General features: G+C 39.7%; 14 protein-coding genes and 1 pseudogene. 3 read left to right on the top strand and 12 right to left on the bottom strand.

Annotation, left to right across the window (positions count from 1 at the left end; translation table 11 throughout):
- Nucleotides 1-26 precede the first annotated feature (26 nt).
- The 3 genes from HMPREF9625_RS11255 to HMPREF9625_RS01355 all read right to left on the bottom strand — a co-directional run bounded on the left by HMPREF9625_RS11255 (nucleotide 27) and on the right by HMPREF9625_RS01355 (nucleotide 1,432).
- Nucleotides 27-266: a hypothetical protein gene (locus tag HMPREF9625_RS11255; protein WP_154650191.1), complete on the bottom strand. Its 240-nt coding sequence runs from the start codon at nucleotides 264-266 to the stop codon at nucleotides 27-29.
- Between the two features lie 253 nt (nucleotides 267-519).
- Nucleotides 520-687, bottom strand: coding sequence for a hypothetical protein (locus HMPREF9625_RS11735; protein ID WP_242822662.1), 168 nt, complete (start codon nucleotides 685-687; stop codon nucleotides 520-522).
- Nucleotides 688-1,018: 331 nt separating this feature from the next.
- On the bottom strand, nucleotides 1,019-1,432 hold the full coding sequence (locus tag HMPREF9625_RS01355) for a hypothetical protein (RefSeq protein ID WP_009535072.1): 414 nt from the start codon (nucleotides 1,430-1,432) through the stop codon (nucleotides 1,019-1,021).
- Nucleotides 1,433-1,637: 205 nt separating this feature from the next.
- Between HMPREF9625_RS01355 and HMPREF9625_RS01350 the strand changes: the two genes are divergently transcribed.
- Nucleotides 1,638-2,663 (top strand): DUF3137 domain-containing protein, encoded by a 1,026-nt coding sequence (locus HMPREF9625_RS01350; RefSeq protein WP_009535073.1) that lies wholly within the window; start codon nucleotides 1,638-1,640, stop codon nucleotides 2,661-2,663.
- A 66-nt stretch (nucleotides 2,664-2,729) separates the two neighbouring features.
- Here HMPREF9625_RS01350 and HMPREF9625_RS01345 read toward each other — a convergent pair whose 3' ends face one another.
- From HMPREF9625_RS01345 to HMPREF9625_RS01300, 8 genes and pseudogenes are all read right to left on the bottom strand, one after another.
- Complete coding sequence (locus HMPREF9625_RS01345) at nucleotides 2,730-3,446, bottom strand: hypothetical protein (protein WP_009535074.1); 717 nt, start codon at nucleotides 3,444-3,446, stop codon at nucleotides 2,730-2,732.
- Between the two features lie 2 nt (nucleotides 3,447-3,448).
- Nucleotides 3,449-4,117, bottom strand: a complete 669-nt coding sequence (locus tag HMPREF9625_RS01340; protein WP_009535075.1) for an ABC transporter ATP-binding protein — start codon at nucleotides 4,115-4,117, stop codon at nucleotides 3,449-3,451.
- Between the two features lie 223 nt (nucleotides 4,118-4,340).
- Entirely contained in the window at nucleotides 4,341-5,648 is a 1,308-nt protein-coding gene (locus HMPREF9625_RS01330; RefSeq protein ID WP_009535076.1) for a sensor histidine kinase, read from the bottom strand.
- 23 nt (nucleotides 5,649-5,671) lie between these two features.
- On the bottom strand, nucleotides 5,672-6,424 hold the full coding sequence (locus tag HMPREF9625_RS01325; protein WP_242822659.1) for a response regulator transcription factor: 753 nt from the start codon (nucleotides 6,422-6,424) through the stop codon (nucleotides 5,672-5,674).
- A gap of 374 nt (nucleotides 6,425-6,798) precedes the next feature.
- A complete protein-coding gene (locus HMPREF9625_RS01315; protein ID WP_009535078.1) occupies nucleotides 6,799-7,752 on the bottom strand; it encodes a beta-galactosidase small subunit in 954 nt (317 codons plus the stop codon).
- Nucleotides 7,736-9,640: a glycoside hydrolase family 2 TIM barrel-domain containing protein gene (locus HMPREF9625_RS01310; protein ID WP_009535079.1), complete on the bottom strand. Its 1,905-nt coding sequence runs from the start codon at nucleotides 9,638-9,640 to the stop codon at nucleotides 7,736-7,738. Before HMPREF9625_RS01310 ends, HMPREF9625_RS01315 begins: the two co-directional genes overlap by 17 nt.
- A gap of 96 nt (nucleotides 9,641-9,736) precedes the next feature.
- Nucleotides 9,737-10,405 (bottom strand): annotated as a pseudogene (locus HMPREF9625_RS01305) (MFS transporter); the annotation flags it as partial.
- Nucleotides 10,406-11,494: 1,089 nt separating this feature from the next.
- Complete coding sequence (locus HMPREF9625_RS01300; protein ID WP_009535082.1) at nucleotides 11,495-12,001, bottom strand: EXLDI protein; 507 nt, start codon at nucleotides 11,999-12,001, stop codon at nucleotides 11,495-11,497.
- 728 nt (nucleotides 12,002-12,729) lie between these two features.
- Here HMPREF9625_RS01300 and HMPREF9625_RS01295 point away from each other — a divergent pair.
- Both HMPREF9625_RS01295 and HMPREF9625_RS01290 read left to right on the top strand, forming a co-directional pair.
- Nucleotides 12,730-13,752, top strand: coding sequence for a hypothetical protein (locus HMPREF9625_RS01295; protein ID WP_009535083.1), 1,023 nt, complete (start codon nucleotides 12,730-12,732; stop codon nucleotides 13,750-13,752).
- 24 nt (nucleotides 13,753-13,776) lie between these two features.
- Nucleotides 13,777-14,256, top strand: coding sequence for a hypothetical protein (locus HMPREF9625_RS01290; protein ID WP_009535084.1), 480 nt, complete (start codon nucleotides 13,777-13,779; stop codon nucleotides 14,254-14,256).
- 222 nt (nucleotides 14,257-14,478) lie between these two features.
- Here the strand turns inward: HMPREF9625_RS01290 and HMPREF9625_RS01285 are convergent, their stop codons facing one another.
- Nucleotides 14,479-15,315: an HNH endonuclease gene (locus tag HMPREF9625_RS01285; protein WP_009535085.1), complete on the bottom strand. Its 837-nt coding sequence runs from the start codon at nucleotides 15,313-15,315 to the stop codon at nucleotides 14,479-14,481.
- Nucleotides 15,316-15,350: the final 35 nt, after the last annotated feature.

Genomic DNA, 15,350 nt, shown 5'->3' with positions numbered 1-15,350 from the left:
CACCTCCATTATTTCTTCTTTGCTTCTTACTCCGTTACAGTCTCTTCAATAAACAACTCCGGCGTATTGAAATGAACATCCGGCAGTTCTCTCTGCACTTCCGAGTCTGTGCATTTTTGAATATCTGTCCAGCGTATTTTGATGGTTCCATCATCCTGCCGGATTATATAATCATCCTGGTGATCACGAATGTATGTAGCCGATTCACGAGAAAAGCCATATCGTTGCAACTGTATGATTATCTCATTTGTGGTTCCGTACTCCACATACTCATACCAGTTGCCCGTGGCAAGAGAATCCTCACCGTTGATTTACTTGTACTCAGTAGAGAACCGCAGAAAATAATTCGAGATGCTGTCCAAGAAAATGTCCGGACCCCCGAGTCTGAAATTTTTTCTGTAAATGATGGTCTTCTATGAAAGTTACGTTGCTTGAGTAGCACAAACTGCTGTTCAAGCGTTGGTTACTATCTAACAAAAATCAGTTGGAATGTCAAGGGCGCTCAGCTCTGCTGAGTGTTCAGTTTACCCTTAACAAGACAGCTGATTTTTTGTTATTCAGGAATTCGACCGAATTGAAATTCATGTTGTTTAAGCTTTCCCATAAACCAAGAAATTCAATTGTATCTTTTCTTCTCATCCAATTTTTAATTGCATCACTTGGTTCATCGCTTTTATATCTAGCAATATCCGTTAGACTTATATAGTCGTTTTGAAAGTCTTAAGTATAAATCCTTTGGCTTCAATCGTCTCTTTTTTCACCTTAGACATATGAGTTCCTCCTTTATGCTGATGTACTGTTTACAACATTTATTTTCATAATAACTGCTCTAAACAGCATACCAACGATTCATTTTTTTGATTTTAAACTTTGGTAGAAGCTCTAAAACCCTTGTATTTACTTGACTATTTGCCTGTGTCATTATTATGACACGAAACCCACAGCTATGATCAATCACTCCGTAAGAAGGGGCGTCCGTTTAATGAAGTCTTTGACTTAATCATGTAAGGGACTTCTCTTACATGTCATTCCACTGTAGTTCTTTCGGATTTTCCAGAAAAAAGCTGCTGCCATCAAAATCATTACATAAGCAAATTCCTTTTTCCTCGATACGCACGCTGCTATACCACTGTCCCAAAGAAGCGTATTGTCCGTAATGAATATTAATCAGCATACTGCAAATCGGACTCCAACTGCCTTTCTCCACCGTCTCCGCCAGTAAATAATAGGCATCTAAAAACAGGAGATTCCGCCCATAAAGCCAAAAGGGAAGCGACCTTTCAAGTAGCGGAAGCTTTGCGGAAAAAATCCCGTCTCCATGAGGTGCTTCCGTTTCATATTGAAAGTCTATTTCACTGCCGAAATAAGCGATGCTTCCCCCGTTAGGGCCAAGGTTTATCGGAACTCCCTCTTCCGCAATGAAAAATTCCATAATTTTTCCTCCACTTCCCAATCTAATCGAATCAAAATTCCAGAAAAAGATAATTTATTATATCACGAATAGAACTCTCCTGTGTTATGCTTAAAAATCTCTAGAATAATTTATTTTTTACCATTACAACAAAAGTAATGGTAAAAAAAGAAGTATTCTTTATTTAAAGCATTTATGATACGAGTAGAAAGAAAGGAAATCGAAAATGGATTTGAGCCAAGAAGAACTAAAGAAAATAGATGAACTTCAGAATACTACGCGGTTTCAACATAGCTGGAAAGCCATACGGAATACCATCACTTGGAAAGAAAGAGTACAACATTATTTTGCTAGGAATATGGTTCTTTTGTTTCTTTGCTTTCTTTTTGGTGGCGGTTTAATGCTCCTTACCGATGAAGGTGCTCTTCCCCGCAGTGAATTTATAGATGCACTTATGATGCTCCTCGCCAGACTGGGCATCTTTCTTGTGGTGCTTCAGATTCTTAGTGTCCTACTTTATAGCTTGATTGGTTCCGGTTGGGAAGCAAAGCAAAGAGCTAAGCTCCGCAAGCTTTATGAACGAGACATTCTTGCAACGATACTGCAAGTCCTTTATCCTTCTTCAGAAATCGATACGGAACATGACATGTCCCCGAACAATGTAAAAGAAGTGGTTCCCAGTTCAGAATACTATATCCAATCCGGAATACTCAAGCTCAATGATGAAAGAGATCTCAAAACAGTGGATTTATATGCGTATAGTGTCATAAAAGGAAAAGACGGTTACGATGATGTAACCGACTTTCTCGGACAGGTCTACTCCATAAAGAACACATTCTCTTTAAAAGGAGAATTGCGGATTGTTCCGACAGAGCATTTCCTTCTCTTTGAAACCCAAGGGGGCTATCCCGGCACCATGCAAGACGGGAAGAAAATCGATGTAGAAGACATACAGCATAACGAACACTACAACATTTACTGTACGGATGAACAATCTACAAGAAAATTCTTAACTCCCTCTGTCATCGAATGGTTTAACAGCATGACTTCGGACTGCAAGTTTTCCTTCTATAGCAACGAAGCTCGAATTTATTTTGCAAATTATAACGATCGCTATTCCTTCGCCGTGCCAAAAGACAAGAAAAGTCTTCAGGCATGGCGAATAGAAGAAACGGCGATTAAGCTGAAATATGCCGTATATTTCGCAAACGAAGTGACGGAGATGCTACATAAGAACGAAGGTTTTTCATAGGACTCCGCTTTTCTTTGCATAGAAACTCTTTCTTTGTATAGAATTTTTTTCTTTGCATAAGATCTCTTATTTTGCCTTACTTAATTTCACCTTGGGAACAAGGAAGTACAAAGGAATGATATTCAGTACAAAGCTTGTTATAAAGAGCAGCATATCCTTTAGCTGAATTCCATTTCCGGACAAAATCGCATTCATCATATTCGTGTAATAATAGCCCGGGAAAATCCTTTGTACTTTGGCAACAAGGGAAATAAACCCGCTTTCCGCTCCGAAGCTTGCGAAGGGCATAATGGTCAAAGCTGCCAGAATAATGACCGGAAATCCCACCGTATCAATGAGTTTCGCATCCAATCTCACACCGAGCACAAAGCCGATAATACTGAAGTAAATGCCCATGACAGTCAATAAGAAAAACTGAATTCCCAGCTTTCCGTTAATCGGGAATTTGGCAAATATCGTCGCAACGCCTAAAACCACAACAAAAATCAAGGTATTTAACACGATTTGTACGAAGGTCTGGTCCAAAAGATAGTTTTTTATGCCGTAGTTGGAAAATCGGGATTCAAAGGAATAAAAACCGATGTCAGAGGAGATTCTTTTACTAAAGGTTGCCAGACTATTTCCGATGATACCGATAAACACGGCAATCCCCAGCATAATATTCGGTAACATATCCGCCTGAATATTGTATAAGAACATATACCATGCCAGCGGAAGAAGGATCGTAAACAAGACAAATCTTCTGTTTCGTAACACCTGCTTTAATTGAATCATACTAATCATTTTTAGGCCTCCTTTTCAACCTTTTCTCTATAAAACTCTTCAATCGTTTTCCCCTGCCGATGAATCTCTTCTACGGATTCCGTTGCAGCAATCCGTCCATTTTTTAAAATCATCACTTTTGTAAAGAAATGATCAATCTGGTTAAAATCATGGGTAACAATCACGGAAGTATATTTTTCCTTCTCGAGAAGCTTCCAAAACCGGTCTACGGATTCCAGATCCATTCCGGTGGTTGGCTCATCCAGAAAAATCAGCTTCGGAGAATTTAAAATGCTGAGCAGTAAGGAAAGCCTTCTCTTTTGCCCGCCGGAAAGACCGCCCACATATTGCTTTTTAAAATCCTGCAAGGAAACTTTTTCCAAGGCTTTATCCACATCTATTGCAATTCGATTCATCGCACTTTTTAGCTGTACTAAATCCGAAACTGTCAAATCATCGATCAAAATATCGCCCTGGGGCATCATGCCGATTTCTGTCTGATAATCCAGTGCCGTCTTCACAGTACCGGAATTTGCCTCCAGCTGACCGGCAATGATTTTCATCAGCGTACTCTTTCCCGCTCCATTGTTCCCCAGCAAAGCGACCTTCTCTCCTTCTTCTATGGAGAAGGAAACACCCTTTAATACCTCTTTATTTTTAAAGGACTTCTTGATTTCATCTACTCTAAACATCTCAGTGAACCTCCCTTTCTTTTTTGTTTACGAGGCTCATTATAGAACGTGTGCCGAAAGAGAAAATAAGCTTGTCGCAAACGGTACTTATTTTGTCGCGAACGGTAATTTTCCAGAAAAAAACAGACTGAAAGAACATCATATAGCAGCGAAAAAAGTTTTTTGAAAGGAGTATCGCACAAAGAAGCGCACGAAAATAGACCTTAGACAAGGCTTCCAAGGTCTATTTGCAAAACTGAATGGTTTGAGAAAAAAGATGATTGGCGCTGCGGGTACTGATTAGAGATTTCGGATATTTTTCCAAAATCGCACGCACGTTATAAAGACCAAGTCCTCTGCCTTCCCCCTTAGAGGAATACCCCTTTTCGAAAATAGGAGAGAGCTCCAGTTTTTCCGCCTTTGTGCTGTTTTCCACCACCAAAATGAGCATTTTCTCCTCACGAATCAAGGCAATGGCGATTTTCGGTGCTTCAGCAGTAAGACAGCCCTCTATGGCATTGTCACAGAGAATAGAAAGAATCTTGATGAAATCCAGCAGCTCGATTTGAAAATCATAAATCTCTTCTTCTATCTCTACAGAAGTCTCTATCCCCTTACTCTGGGCCTCAAGGAGCTTCGCGGATAAGACACTTTTTACCGCATCATTTTCAATCCGGCTTAATTTTGCAAGGTCAAATTTACTGCTGTAAAAGGGCTTTCCGCTATCTTTTAGAACCGTATTATAAATGTTTTGAATGCTGTCAAAGTCTTTCCGCTCAATTCCCAGCTTCAAGCTGGTTAAGATATTCATATAGTCATGGCGAAAACTGCGAATCTCTCCGTATAACTCCTCCACATGATGGCTGTATTCGGAAAGCGCCTTTAGCTCACTGTCCTTTTGCTCCAGCACTTCCGCTTCCAGTCTTTCCTTGGAAACGGCATTGATATATAAAAGCACCACGAAAAAGATAATGATATAGAGATTATTCAGCTGTCCCCGAAGGCTGTCCGCCCAAGAAAAGTGGTCACGCAGCATCAAAAAGGCTGTAATCAAAACAGTGTAAACCATCATCGAGAGATTGATTGGCAGTAAAAAGCGGCGAAAAAAACCACGCGCAAAGCCTTTCTTCAGCTCCTGAAAATTGATTCTCAGGGATTTTATAAGGACAAAATAGAGGGGGAAAACCAGAAGTTCAATCAGAAGATCATATCCGCCGATACTCGCCTCATTGTAAACGGAAATGCCGAAGAACGGAAAGACATAGAAGGCCAGCATCCTTCCCAAAAGGCTTTCTAAAACAATAGGATAAAGACCGTAAAACAGCTTCAGTCCTCCGTCTTTCTCCCGATTTCGATAGAAGCTGTACAGCACGAAGCTCACAAAATACCCGAAGAAAGCAAGAGGCGGAAAAAAGAAAAACAGTAGCTCAAAAAGAACCGGAACAAGAAGAAAAGACCAAAGAGGCATATTTTCATCGCTAATCTGACGATAGAACAACATCACGTTGACGATTTTCACATATTCAATTGTCAGATTGATCATAGATTCCATACCTTCTCCTCTCTGAAAATATTTTACTGCTTCATCTGCTTCATCCGTTCCAAAAGTCCTCTATACTTCATACGGGAAATCAGACAGCTCTCCTGATTCTCGAATACCGCCATTTTCTCCTCCTTATCAATCTTTACAATGTTTTCCGGATTGACCACAAAGGAGCGGTGACATTGGTAAAGTCTGGAATCCGCCTTTTCCAGGTCGGAAAGCCCTGCATAGAACTCGATTCTTTCCTCCTTGGTATGTAAAATCACCTTATGGACGGTAGGCGAAGACTCAAAATACAAAATTTTATGAAAAGGAACCTGCACTCTGGCCATGGCCGTTTCAAAACTGAAAGAATCCTCCGATACAGTAGCACCAAGTTTTTCCAACGTGTACTCAATAGCCGACTCCACACGCTCGGAAAAATGTTCCTCATCCAAAGCTTTGTCAATAAAATCCAGTGCCGAAACCTTATAGCGAAAGGTAATCGGCATAAATTCCGAATGGGTTGTCACAAATACGATAGTGGCATTGGGATCTCGGCTCCGAATTTCTTTCGCAATATCCAGCCCCTTCTTTTCCTCTCCTCTAATCTCAATATCCAAAAAGAAAAGCTGATGAGAACCTCTTTCCGTTATCGCAGTAAGAAGCTGCCCGGCATTTCCAAAGATTTCCGGTGCCTTACAAGATAAGCTCTTCCTACTAATCAGTTCCTTAATCACCTTTTCAATGCGGGATTGTTGTATTCTTTCATCCTCTAAAATAAAGATTTTCAGCAAGTCTCTCACTCCTATTAATTAAATTCTTATGGCAATTTCCGAGTTCCTATTAAATAATCTATAATAAAAAATATGTGAATTTTAATTATAAATGGCAAAAATCCGCTATTTCCCAAAAGCTGCTGCTATACGCTTCAAAAATAATCGGTTTATTTTACCATGCTTTACCTAAAATAGAGTAAGTTTTTTCGGTAGTTTGACAGTTAAATCGTTCCAAAATCTCCTCAGGCCTTAGATTGAAGAATGTTTCCGGATAAAGAAAACAAGAGCTCATAAATGGTGTAATTACGCCGTTTATGAGCTCTTGACTCTCTACACCAATAACACTCGTAATATCTCCTTCTGTCCATAAGATTAGGAATAGCATGCTATGTCATTTCCTATCAACAAATATAGAACGAATAGTCGATATCTTTTTCTGCACTGATATGATAAGCATCTTCAACATCGGTTCCCCAACTGTCTATGCCACCAACACCACGAACTGCACCATAAATACACAACACCGTTCTTCTCGCCGGCGGTAATTCCTCATGATGTAAAGCATTCTCAATTTCACTTGCAGTATACGGCAGGCATGAAAAATCGAATTTGGCGTCTGCCTTTTCGATCCGAAGCGTGTGATTAGATACATCCGTTTTGCTGTTGTCCAGACTTGTACGGCGTGTAACTTCAAGCCATTCCGTATCCATTCTCATACCACATTCCTGAGGCACAATATAAGGGGTCAAGCTCAGGTCGGTAACTTCAAATACACCTTGTTGCGCACCCGCTTTTCGATCCGGATACGTCTCTCCTGACAAGCCTTTATAAATATACTTTTCTGCAAGTGTGGGCATAATAAACCGCATGCCAAAAACCGGAAGTTCCGGAAGATCCTTCTTTCCATCATAGTGCACATCTACTTTGATTTTTCCGGAAGTATTTACGGTATATGATACCATAACCGTTGTGACGGGAACAGAAATGGTCTTATACAGATACTTGACCGTAATCTCATTTGCCGATACATCTCCACCATAGCTGTTGTTATCCGGTGCCTTACAATTCTGCACCGCTCCATCCATAATGACCGTAATGTCCTGACAATCAATAAACATATCCGCTGCTAGCCAATGACCACTTTTAATGTGAAATTTGCTTCCTCTGTCGTTATCTGTCAAAGCCCTCCAAAATGTAGGCTTAGGGCACCGAAATAGCCATTCATATCCATCCTTCACTATCGATTCAAGCCCCCCCTGGGCATAGGAAAAAATGTAACTAAACCCCTCTCCATGTACGCCAAGAGTAAAATCGCCATATACCACCCTTAATTTTTCATTATCTGTATAAGCCATAGTAATACCTCACTTCCTGCATTGCCGGTTTCTCTCTACGGTCTGCGAATAAAATACCATTTGCAGAAAATTCATAATCGGCAGGTCGATCTTCAAAATCACCGCCATAACGGAGAACATCCTTCCCTGTAACCGGATCTTTTACCAAGATTGCCTGATCTATGAAGTCCCAAATAAATCCGCCTTGATACAGGTCGAATTCATCAATCAGCTTCATGTAATCCCCAAGGCCGCCCATTGAGTTCCCCATATCGTGCATAAACTCGCATAAAATGTACGGCTTTTTCGGTTTATCACTTAAATATTCCGCTACATCCTTGGGGTTTGCGTACATCCTACTCTCAATATCTGAAATTGTATCTTCGTATGCTCTATTATAATAGGAACTTTCATAATGAACTAAACGTCCATCCTTCTTATCCTTAAAATAAACGTTCATAGCCTCGATGTCATCGCCTGCATAGGACTCATTTCCTAGAGACCAGAATAAAATCGAAGTATGGTTTTTAAAAGTTTCAAAGCTGGTTCTTGCACGATCCATAACAGCTTCTTTCCACTGGGGAATAGACCCCGGCACGTTGCAAGACGGTTCAATAGCACCGAGCTTTTGAAAACTTCCATGGCTTTCCAGATTGCACTCTGCCATGACATAAATTCCGGCTTCATCGCAAAGAAAATACCAGGGAATTTGATCCGGATAATGGCAGGTACGTACGGAATTGATATTATTTTTCAAAATACATGCTATATCGGAATGCATCTCCTCCATTCCGATGCATCTTCCGGTCTTTGGGCTCCATTCATGACGGTTAACCCCTGTGATGACGAGACGCTTTCCATTTAGATAAATGACCTTATCAATGATTTCTACTCTTCTAAAGCCAATATCATACGGTACAAGCTCCAGTAACTCTCCATTCTCGGCATTTATTAACGCAATTGTTGCTTGATATAGATAGGGGTGGTGATTATCCCAAGAATGAATTGCCCCAACATCCGTATATATTTCTCCCGTGAGGTTTCCGTTTAAGCCTTGTAATGGAACACTGTTCTCCGCAACCACATTCCCTTCTCTATCTCTCAACACAAACTGCGCATGGACAGTGACTTGCTTTCGAGCAGATACTCTCATGCTCACCGCTACACTTCCATGTTCATTGTCCGGGTTCAATACAGGCTTAAACCACACATCCTCCATATGGACATCCGGCACTGCTTTCAACGTAACATTTCTAAAGATTCCAAAGAAACGGAAGAAGTCCTGATCTTCCAAAAATGCTGCTGTACTCATTTTATGAACTTGTACGGCAAGGATATTATTTTTTTCACGAATATACGGTGTAAGATCAAACTCAGAGGGTGTAAAACTATCCTCAGCGTAACCCACAAACTGACCATTAATCCACAAATACATCGCTTCCTCTACTCCTTCGAAGCAAATGCGGATTCTTTTTCCAAGCATCGTCGGTTTTAAATCAAAATGTTTAAGATAAGAGCCCACAGGATTATAGCTCGCTTCCGAAAACATTCCTTCCTCTGCTCCCGTGCTGTCCAGGCTATACGCACCTCGGTGGTACTCTTTGCCTTCCCATGGATACATGGTATTGATATAGCGAATCTTATCATATCCGGCTAATTCGATATGCCCCGGCACCATGATTTTATCAAAATCGGAAGCATCAAATCCCTCTTCATAAAAGTTGCCGGGCCTACTCGCTGCATTTTTGCTAAAAGCAAACTCCCACTGACCATTCAGTGACTGTGATAAAGGATTATCCGTTTTTCCCATATCCGCATAATCCATATAGTATGAATGGTCACTATGTGCATCCAATTGATTCACACGAAAAATTTCCGGATTATCCAACCATTTTATGCAAGCGTTCATAGGGCTCCTTTCTTTTTTGCAAACCTCTGGCTATAAGGAATGGCTTCATTATCTTCTTGCTGACTTAGCTCCGCGGTGATTGCAGGACCCGTCATATCAATGTCCCTCTATTTGTGCTTTCAGCTTCTGATTTGCCTCTTCAACATTCATTTTAGACATGATAAAAGTTATACATAATGACAAAATCATCGGAATCCACAAATACATGACATAAAGCATACTCAAACAGGATTCCGGTTGTACGGCAGACTCTTTAACAAAACCGCTGGCTTCCAGTAGCCATCCGCAAAGAGCAACTCCTATGCCACCTCCAAGCTTGGTTCCAAAAGATGTACAGGAGTACATCGTTCCATCAATATGCTTGCGTTTTGTAAGATAGGTATATTCAGAGCAGCTTGCTACAACTGCCCCCATGTCTCCTTGCCAAGGCGCCATTCCCAGTGCGGCAATTGCAGTAAAGGTCAGCATCAAAGGCACACTTCCCATATAGCCGGCAAAAATCACACCAACACGACCTGCCGTACCTAATATATAGCCGGCAAGATTCATCCGATATAGACCATTCATCTTTTCAACCAGCATCGGTGTAATACACATGGCAATAATAACCGGAATATTAATTGCCCAAGAAAACACGGAATACAAATTCTCATTCTTAAGAATATAAATCATGTAATAAATACCCATATTCAGCATAGCAGAATAAATCTGCTGGCAAATATAAGCCATGCAAATCATAAGATAATATTTATTGGTAAGATATAGCATTAAAAATGACGAAAGAAATGCATAAACTATATTTCCTGCCAAATCACCGGACCCATAACCAACCTTGTTATACCACTTCAAATACTTTTTTCGTCCATTAGATATTATGTCCTCCTTCGTCTTTTTGTATATACTATAGATAATCATCCGTCATAGAATAGCATATAGAAACAAGTGAAAAAAACAATATCCTAAATCATTTTAAACAAATCCGGTAGTTTGACAGTTAAATCGTTCCAAAATCTCCTCAGGCCTTGGATTGAAGAATGTTTCCGGATTATGAAGAGTGAATTTCAAGCCAGACCGGTATATCTCAGTAGAAAAGATCGAATCACGGCACATTTGGTTTTAGAACGGATTACGAGATTGTATCTCAAAGAGAAATAAAAAAGATTTTAACCGCAACGAGAAAGTAGAAATATTGCTAGAATTTAAAAAGAAAACAAGAGCTCATAAATGGCGTAATTACGCCGTTTATGGACTCTTGACTCTTTCGCAACTGTCAAACTCGGTATGATATCAAGAAAGCTCTATATCGTCAAGTTGTGAACGTGATGCTGGATAGCGTTACTAGATGTAGATGTCGGGATTTTGCCCCCAAAATAGAAAAAATATTAAAAATTGTTTTATTCCGGCCTGTTCGCGATAGGCTTTGATTTTAGTAATCAGCGCCATCTCATACCCCCCTTACTGCCCATGATGTAAAATAATACCGCCCTTAGTATGGTTACCGCGTATATATATTGCCCCTTAGTAGCGTAGCCCTTATATGCGGTTCAATAATTTTTGCTGATCCCAAGCTGAGAAATGCTCTCAATCCCGTCAACGGAAAAAATGATATTCTACAATTCCGGTACGAACAGACCCGTCTAAGAGTCGCTCCGCTTTTTTAATATCAATTTTTGAACATGATTTACATTAACCGCGAGGAGAAAGACGATAATCCCGAACACCAGATAAATATACCATAGCAATGTTAATTAAAGCTTCCTTCTTTTCATCTCTGAAACCCATATGATATATAAACACAAAGCTATCTCATTATTTGCCTGTTATAGTTCTATAAATCTAGTATTTATACCTAATCTAAATATCCAAAAACTCATAAGGCTTTTCCGAAAGAGAAGATTCGCAGCACTCGGCAAGATACGCATCCTTCTCCTTTAGGCTCTCTATGTCCGGATATACGTTTAACACTCTGTCCCCCAGATTCCAAAAATCATGTGACCAAGACTGCGGGTTTTCCCATACGTGTGGATTTCCTTTCGCCCAATTCGGAAGCTCCTTGCGAACCTTGGTTGCCACTGCAAGCTGCCCTTTTGCAGTTTTATAAATCGTGTCAATCCTTATTCCACCGTCTACCGGACGTTCTACACGAGTAATCTCCATACCATAGAACATTACCTTTCTTCTTACCCCTTTTTCATAGAGGTTTAACTCAATCTTGTCATATCCTTCGCTTTTGTTGCATTGAACACTTAGAAAGTCCTGAAGTGCCTGTATCACAGCGGCAGAAACACTTCCGGCGTACTTGGCAGCATCATCAAATAAGTGTAGATCTGCTTCTGCAACATAAATATTTTTTGTGGCCATAACCATACCTCCTTATTTTTGTAACTTGTATCTGAAGTTTTAGTATCTATATGATTATGAACATAATTATAATCATATAGAGGTATTTCGTCAAGATAGACTTTCTTTCCATCATTTCTCAGTCATACTTGAGACTCCTATTGATTCGGTCCTTTGTCTCTCGACTACTATGACCTCTGCTGACTTCTGTGCGTTCAGTATTGCTTTGGATAATGGTTACCTCTTTCAAGGCTTAACACACAGACCTCCCTAGGTACCACACGTTTCTTCCTCTCCATCTATCTGCCTCATTTATCATGCATGATTTCGTGTAGTTATTGGACTTTGGCTTGTGTTGCAGTCTTATCCTTCCCACTACCGGGCGGATTCGGGACTTTAACCCGTTAGAAACGTGCGCCGCTAGGCGCACAACAAGAGCTCATAAATGGCGTAATTACGACGTTTATGGGCTCTTGACTCTTTCGCAACTGTCAAAGACGGGATTTTACCATGCTTTACCTAAAATAGAGTAAGTTTTTCATTGCGTGCTTAGTATTTTTTATTTTTAGATTTGTGTTTTTCATTGTTCACTTTGCAGTTTATCTCATCTCATCTTCATACTATATTTTCTTTCGTCCCCTTCATAAAAATGCTATACTGTTCCCGTTAATAGATGATAAATGTCATAAGTTTCACTCGCTTACGACACTGCTTAAGAAAAACACTCTATAGGAAAGGAGAAAGAAAAAGTGGATTCTTTTCGATTTGCATTATCTTTCGCTCTTATGGTATGCCTTTCTTTTCTCCTTACCTTTTATATTTATTTTCGGCTTTTATACGGCGTAAAGAAAAACCGGGAAGTCCCTCGGTGGATTTATAAATTCGGGAAGGCTTTTCAGGGAAGAGTGTATGTGGAGTATGAAAATGCAACGACTTCCACAGCTCTTTGGGATGCCAATATTTTCCTTTTTTTCTGGCTTCTTTCCAATGTTCTAAGCTTTGCTTTTTTGTATTACAAAAGCGGAAACTACTATGCAGCTGTCTATCAATGTTGTAAGCTACAGTTCCTTATTGTGCTTTTAGCCATGATGCTTCATTCCCTCTTTCAGTTTTTTAGAATGACTTTTCATTCTTCCAGGGAAGCCCGTCGTTGGTATTCCACAACCAATGCACTTTCTTGGGTAGCCTTCTTATCCGGCTTCCTTTTGGCTTCCTTTGTCTCTACCATGGGGTTTCCGGAAAGCCCCCTAACCGCACAAATTGACGGAACGAAACTGATTGTCGGCAGCACAAAGGCCTCTTCGCTTATCGATGCAGGATTTTCTTTTGCAGGGAAAAGCGCTGAAAGTAAAGTCACCAACAAAAGAAATGACCCCTTTTATTACGGTGAATATCTGGAAATTACAAAGGACGGAAAATCCTACGGTTTTATGAGTGTGACTCCTACTTGGAAGGACGAGGATGCATTAAAGAATTGTACTATTACCTATTATGAAATCCCCGGAGATTGCGCCCAATTAGCAGAAGTCCAATTTAACCGGGTGAACTTAACTGCACTCTCCCTTTCCGACTTTCAAACCAAAAAAATCACGGATATTTTCTCTTTAAAACCCGCTAACTATAAAGAAATTCAGAATGAGAGCTATTATGTTTTGACTATGCAAACAAAAGACTATGCATTATGGAAAAACTATAGTCTTTATGCATATTTTGATACAAATGGCGTTGTATTCTACTACGGAACCCGCGCTCAACAATCGATTTGGGAATGATTCTATCAGTAAAGGATAATAAAAATGAACTTTTTTAACTTTGAATTCTTTTTCGGCCTTATTGTTTGCCTCTCTTTTCTTCTCACCTTTTATATCTATTTGCGACTTCTTATCGGCGTAATAAGAAAGCGGGAAGTCCCTCAGTGGATTTATAAATTCGGGCAGGCTTTTCAGGGAAGAGTGCATATTGAATATGAAAATGCAACGAATTCCGCCGCTCTTCGGGATGCCAACTTATTTCTCTTTCTTTGGCTTTTGGTCAATGTTTTGACCTTTGTTTTTCTATACCATAAGAACGGAGACGCTCATGCCGCTCTCTATCAATGCATGAAAATGCCATTTGCTACGATCATCATGGCTTTAATAGTCCACCCAATCTTGCTCCTTCTTAGAATGCATTTCAGTTCTTCCGAAGACGCTTATCATATCTACTCCACTACCAATGCAGTTCGCGGAGCGGCATTTTTTTCCGTCTTCCTTCTGGCTCTTTACGTCAATATGTAGAACTTCCGTACAAGCCCGCGAAACACTGCGAAGTCTGAAATGAGCAATGGCATTGGCTAAGCATACAAACTGCTAACTATTTGTTATGGAAAACCATCCCTCGGCATAACTTTTCATGCAGATTATTCTGTTTCTCACTACATAATTTACGCCCAGCATACGATATGGGAATAAAAGGAGTTGTAAAAAATCATAACTTCTTTTATTTTTACCCCCGTTTATTCAGGTAGACTGTTTTGCGATCTTTAATAATAAATCCACTTCTTCTTTTTGATTTAAAATGTGCATTCTACGATGACAATTTGGGCATAATGCTACAGTATTATCAATCGTATCTGTTCCTCCATTTGCCAACCAAATAATATGATGATTCTCTAAAAATGGTTCTCCATCCATATCCTTGAAGGGTGCTAATTGTCCGCACAACTGACATTTTCCTGCTGCCTTTTTCTTAGCATAAGCTGCAACATATGCATTTCTAACAGATACCATGGTCTGATGCATCTTTTTCTCCACCTGAACAGAAGAATTATGCTCTGCTATTTTTTTTAATTCCGATAGTGTTAGCTTTTTGGACTCATTTAATGCAATTTTAAAATTACTTTTCTCCTTTTCAAAGCAATATGCTTTTAAGTCAATAGTTTTAGACTTCCGTCTAAAAATCCTATGATTAGGTTTAGAGGACAGCTTATCAAATTCATACACTCCCATGAAACGAATCCCATCCACAAAGCGTACAAAAGTAACTCTCTTACTACTTTTAGCAATATCGCTAAAGCCAATTTTACCTTCCATATCTTTCTCTATAATAGTGTCCCCTTCATCTTCCAAAGAATTCACCCACCTAGAGTCCTTCTGTCCAACTAACATTTTCGGAGCCCAAAATGCAGTGCTTTTTTCATTTAATATTAGAAAGCACTTTTGAAATCCTTTGTAGTTCTTTCCAAAACATGTATTTAAAATACTAACAATCGTAGAAAATACAGGGGATTTGTCAGCATCTAGCATCTCAAAAGCTTGAGGTATTTTATAGAAATTATTATTTATTGTCTCTATCATATAATTCAACTCCAGATTTATTCATTCTTTTCGAA

It is taken from the genome of Oribacterium parvum ACB1 (assembly GCF_000238055.2).
Lineage (GTDB): Bacteria > Bacillota > Clostridia > Lachnospirales > Lachnospiraceae > Oribacterium > Oribacterium parvum.
The sequence above is the reverse complement of the archived record's forward strand: the minus strand, read 5'-3'. Positions and strand labels throughout refer to the sequence as shown.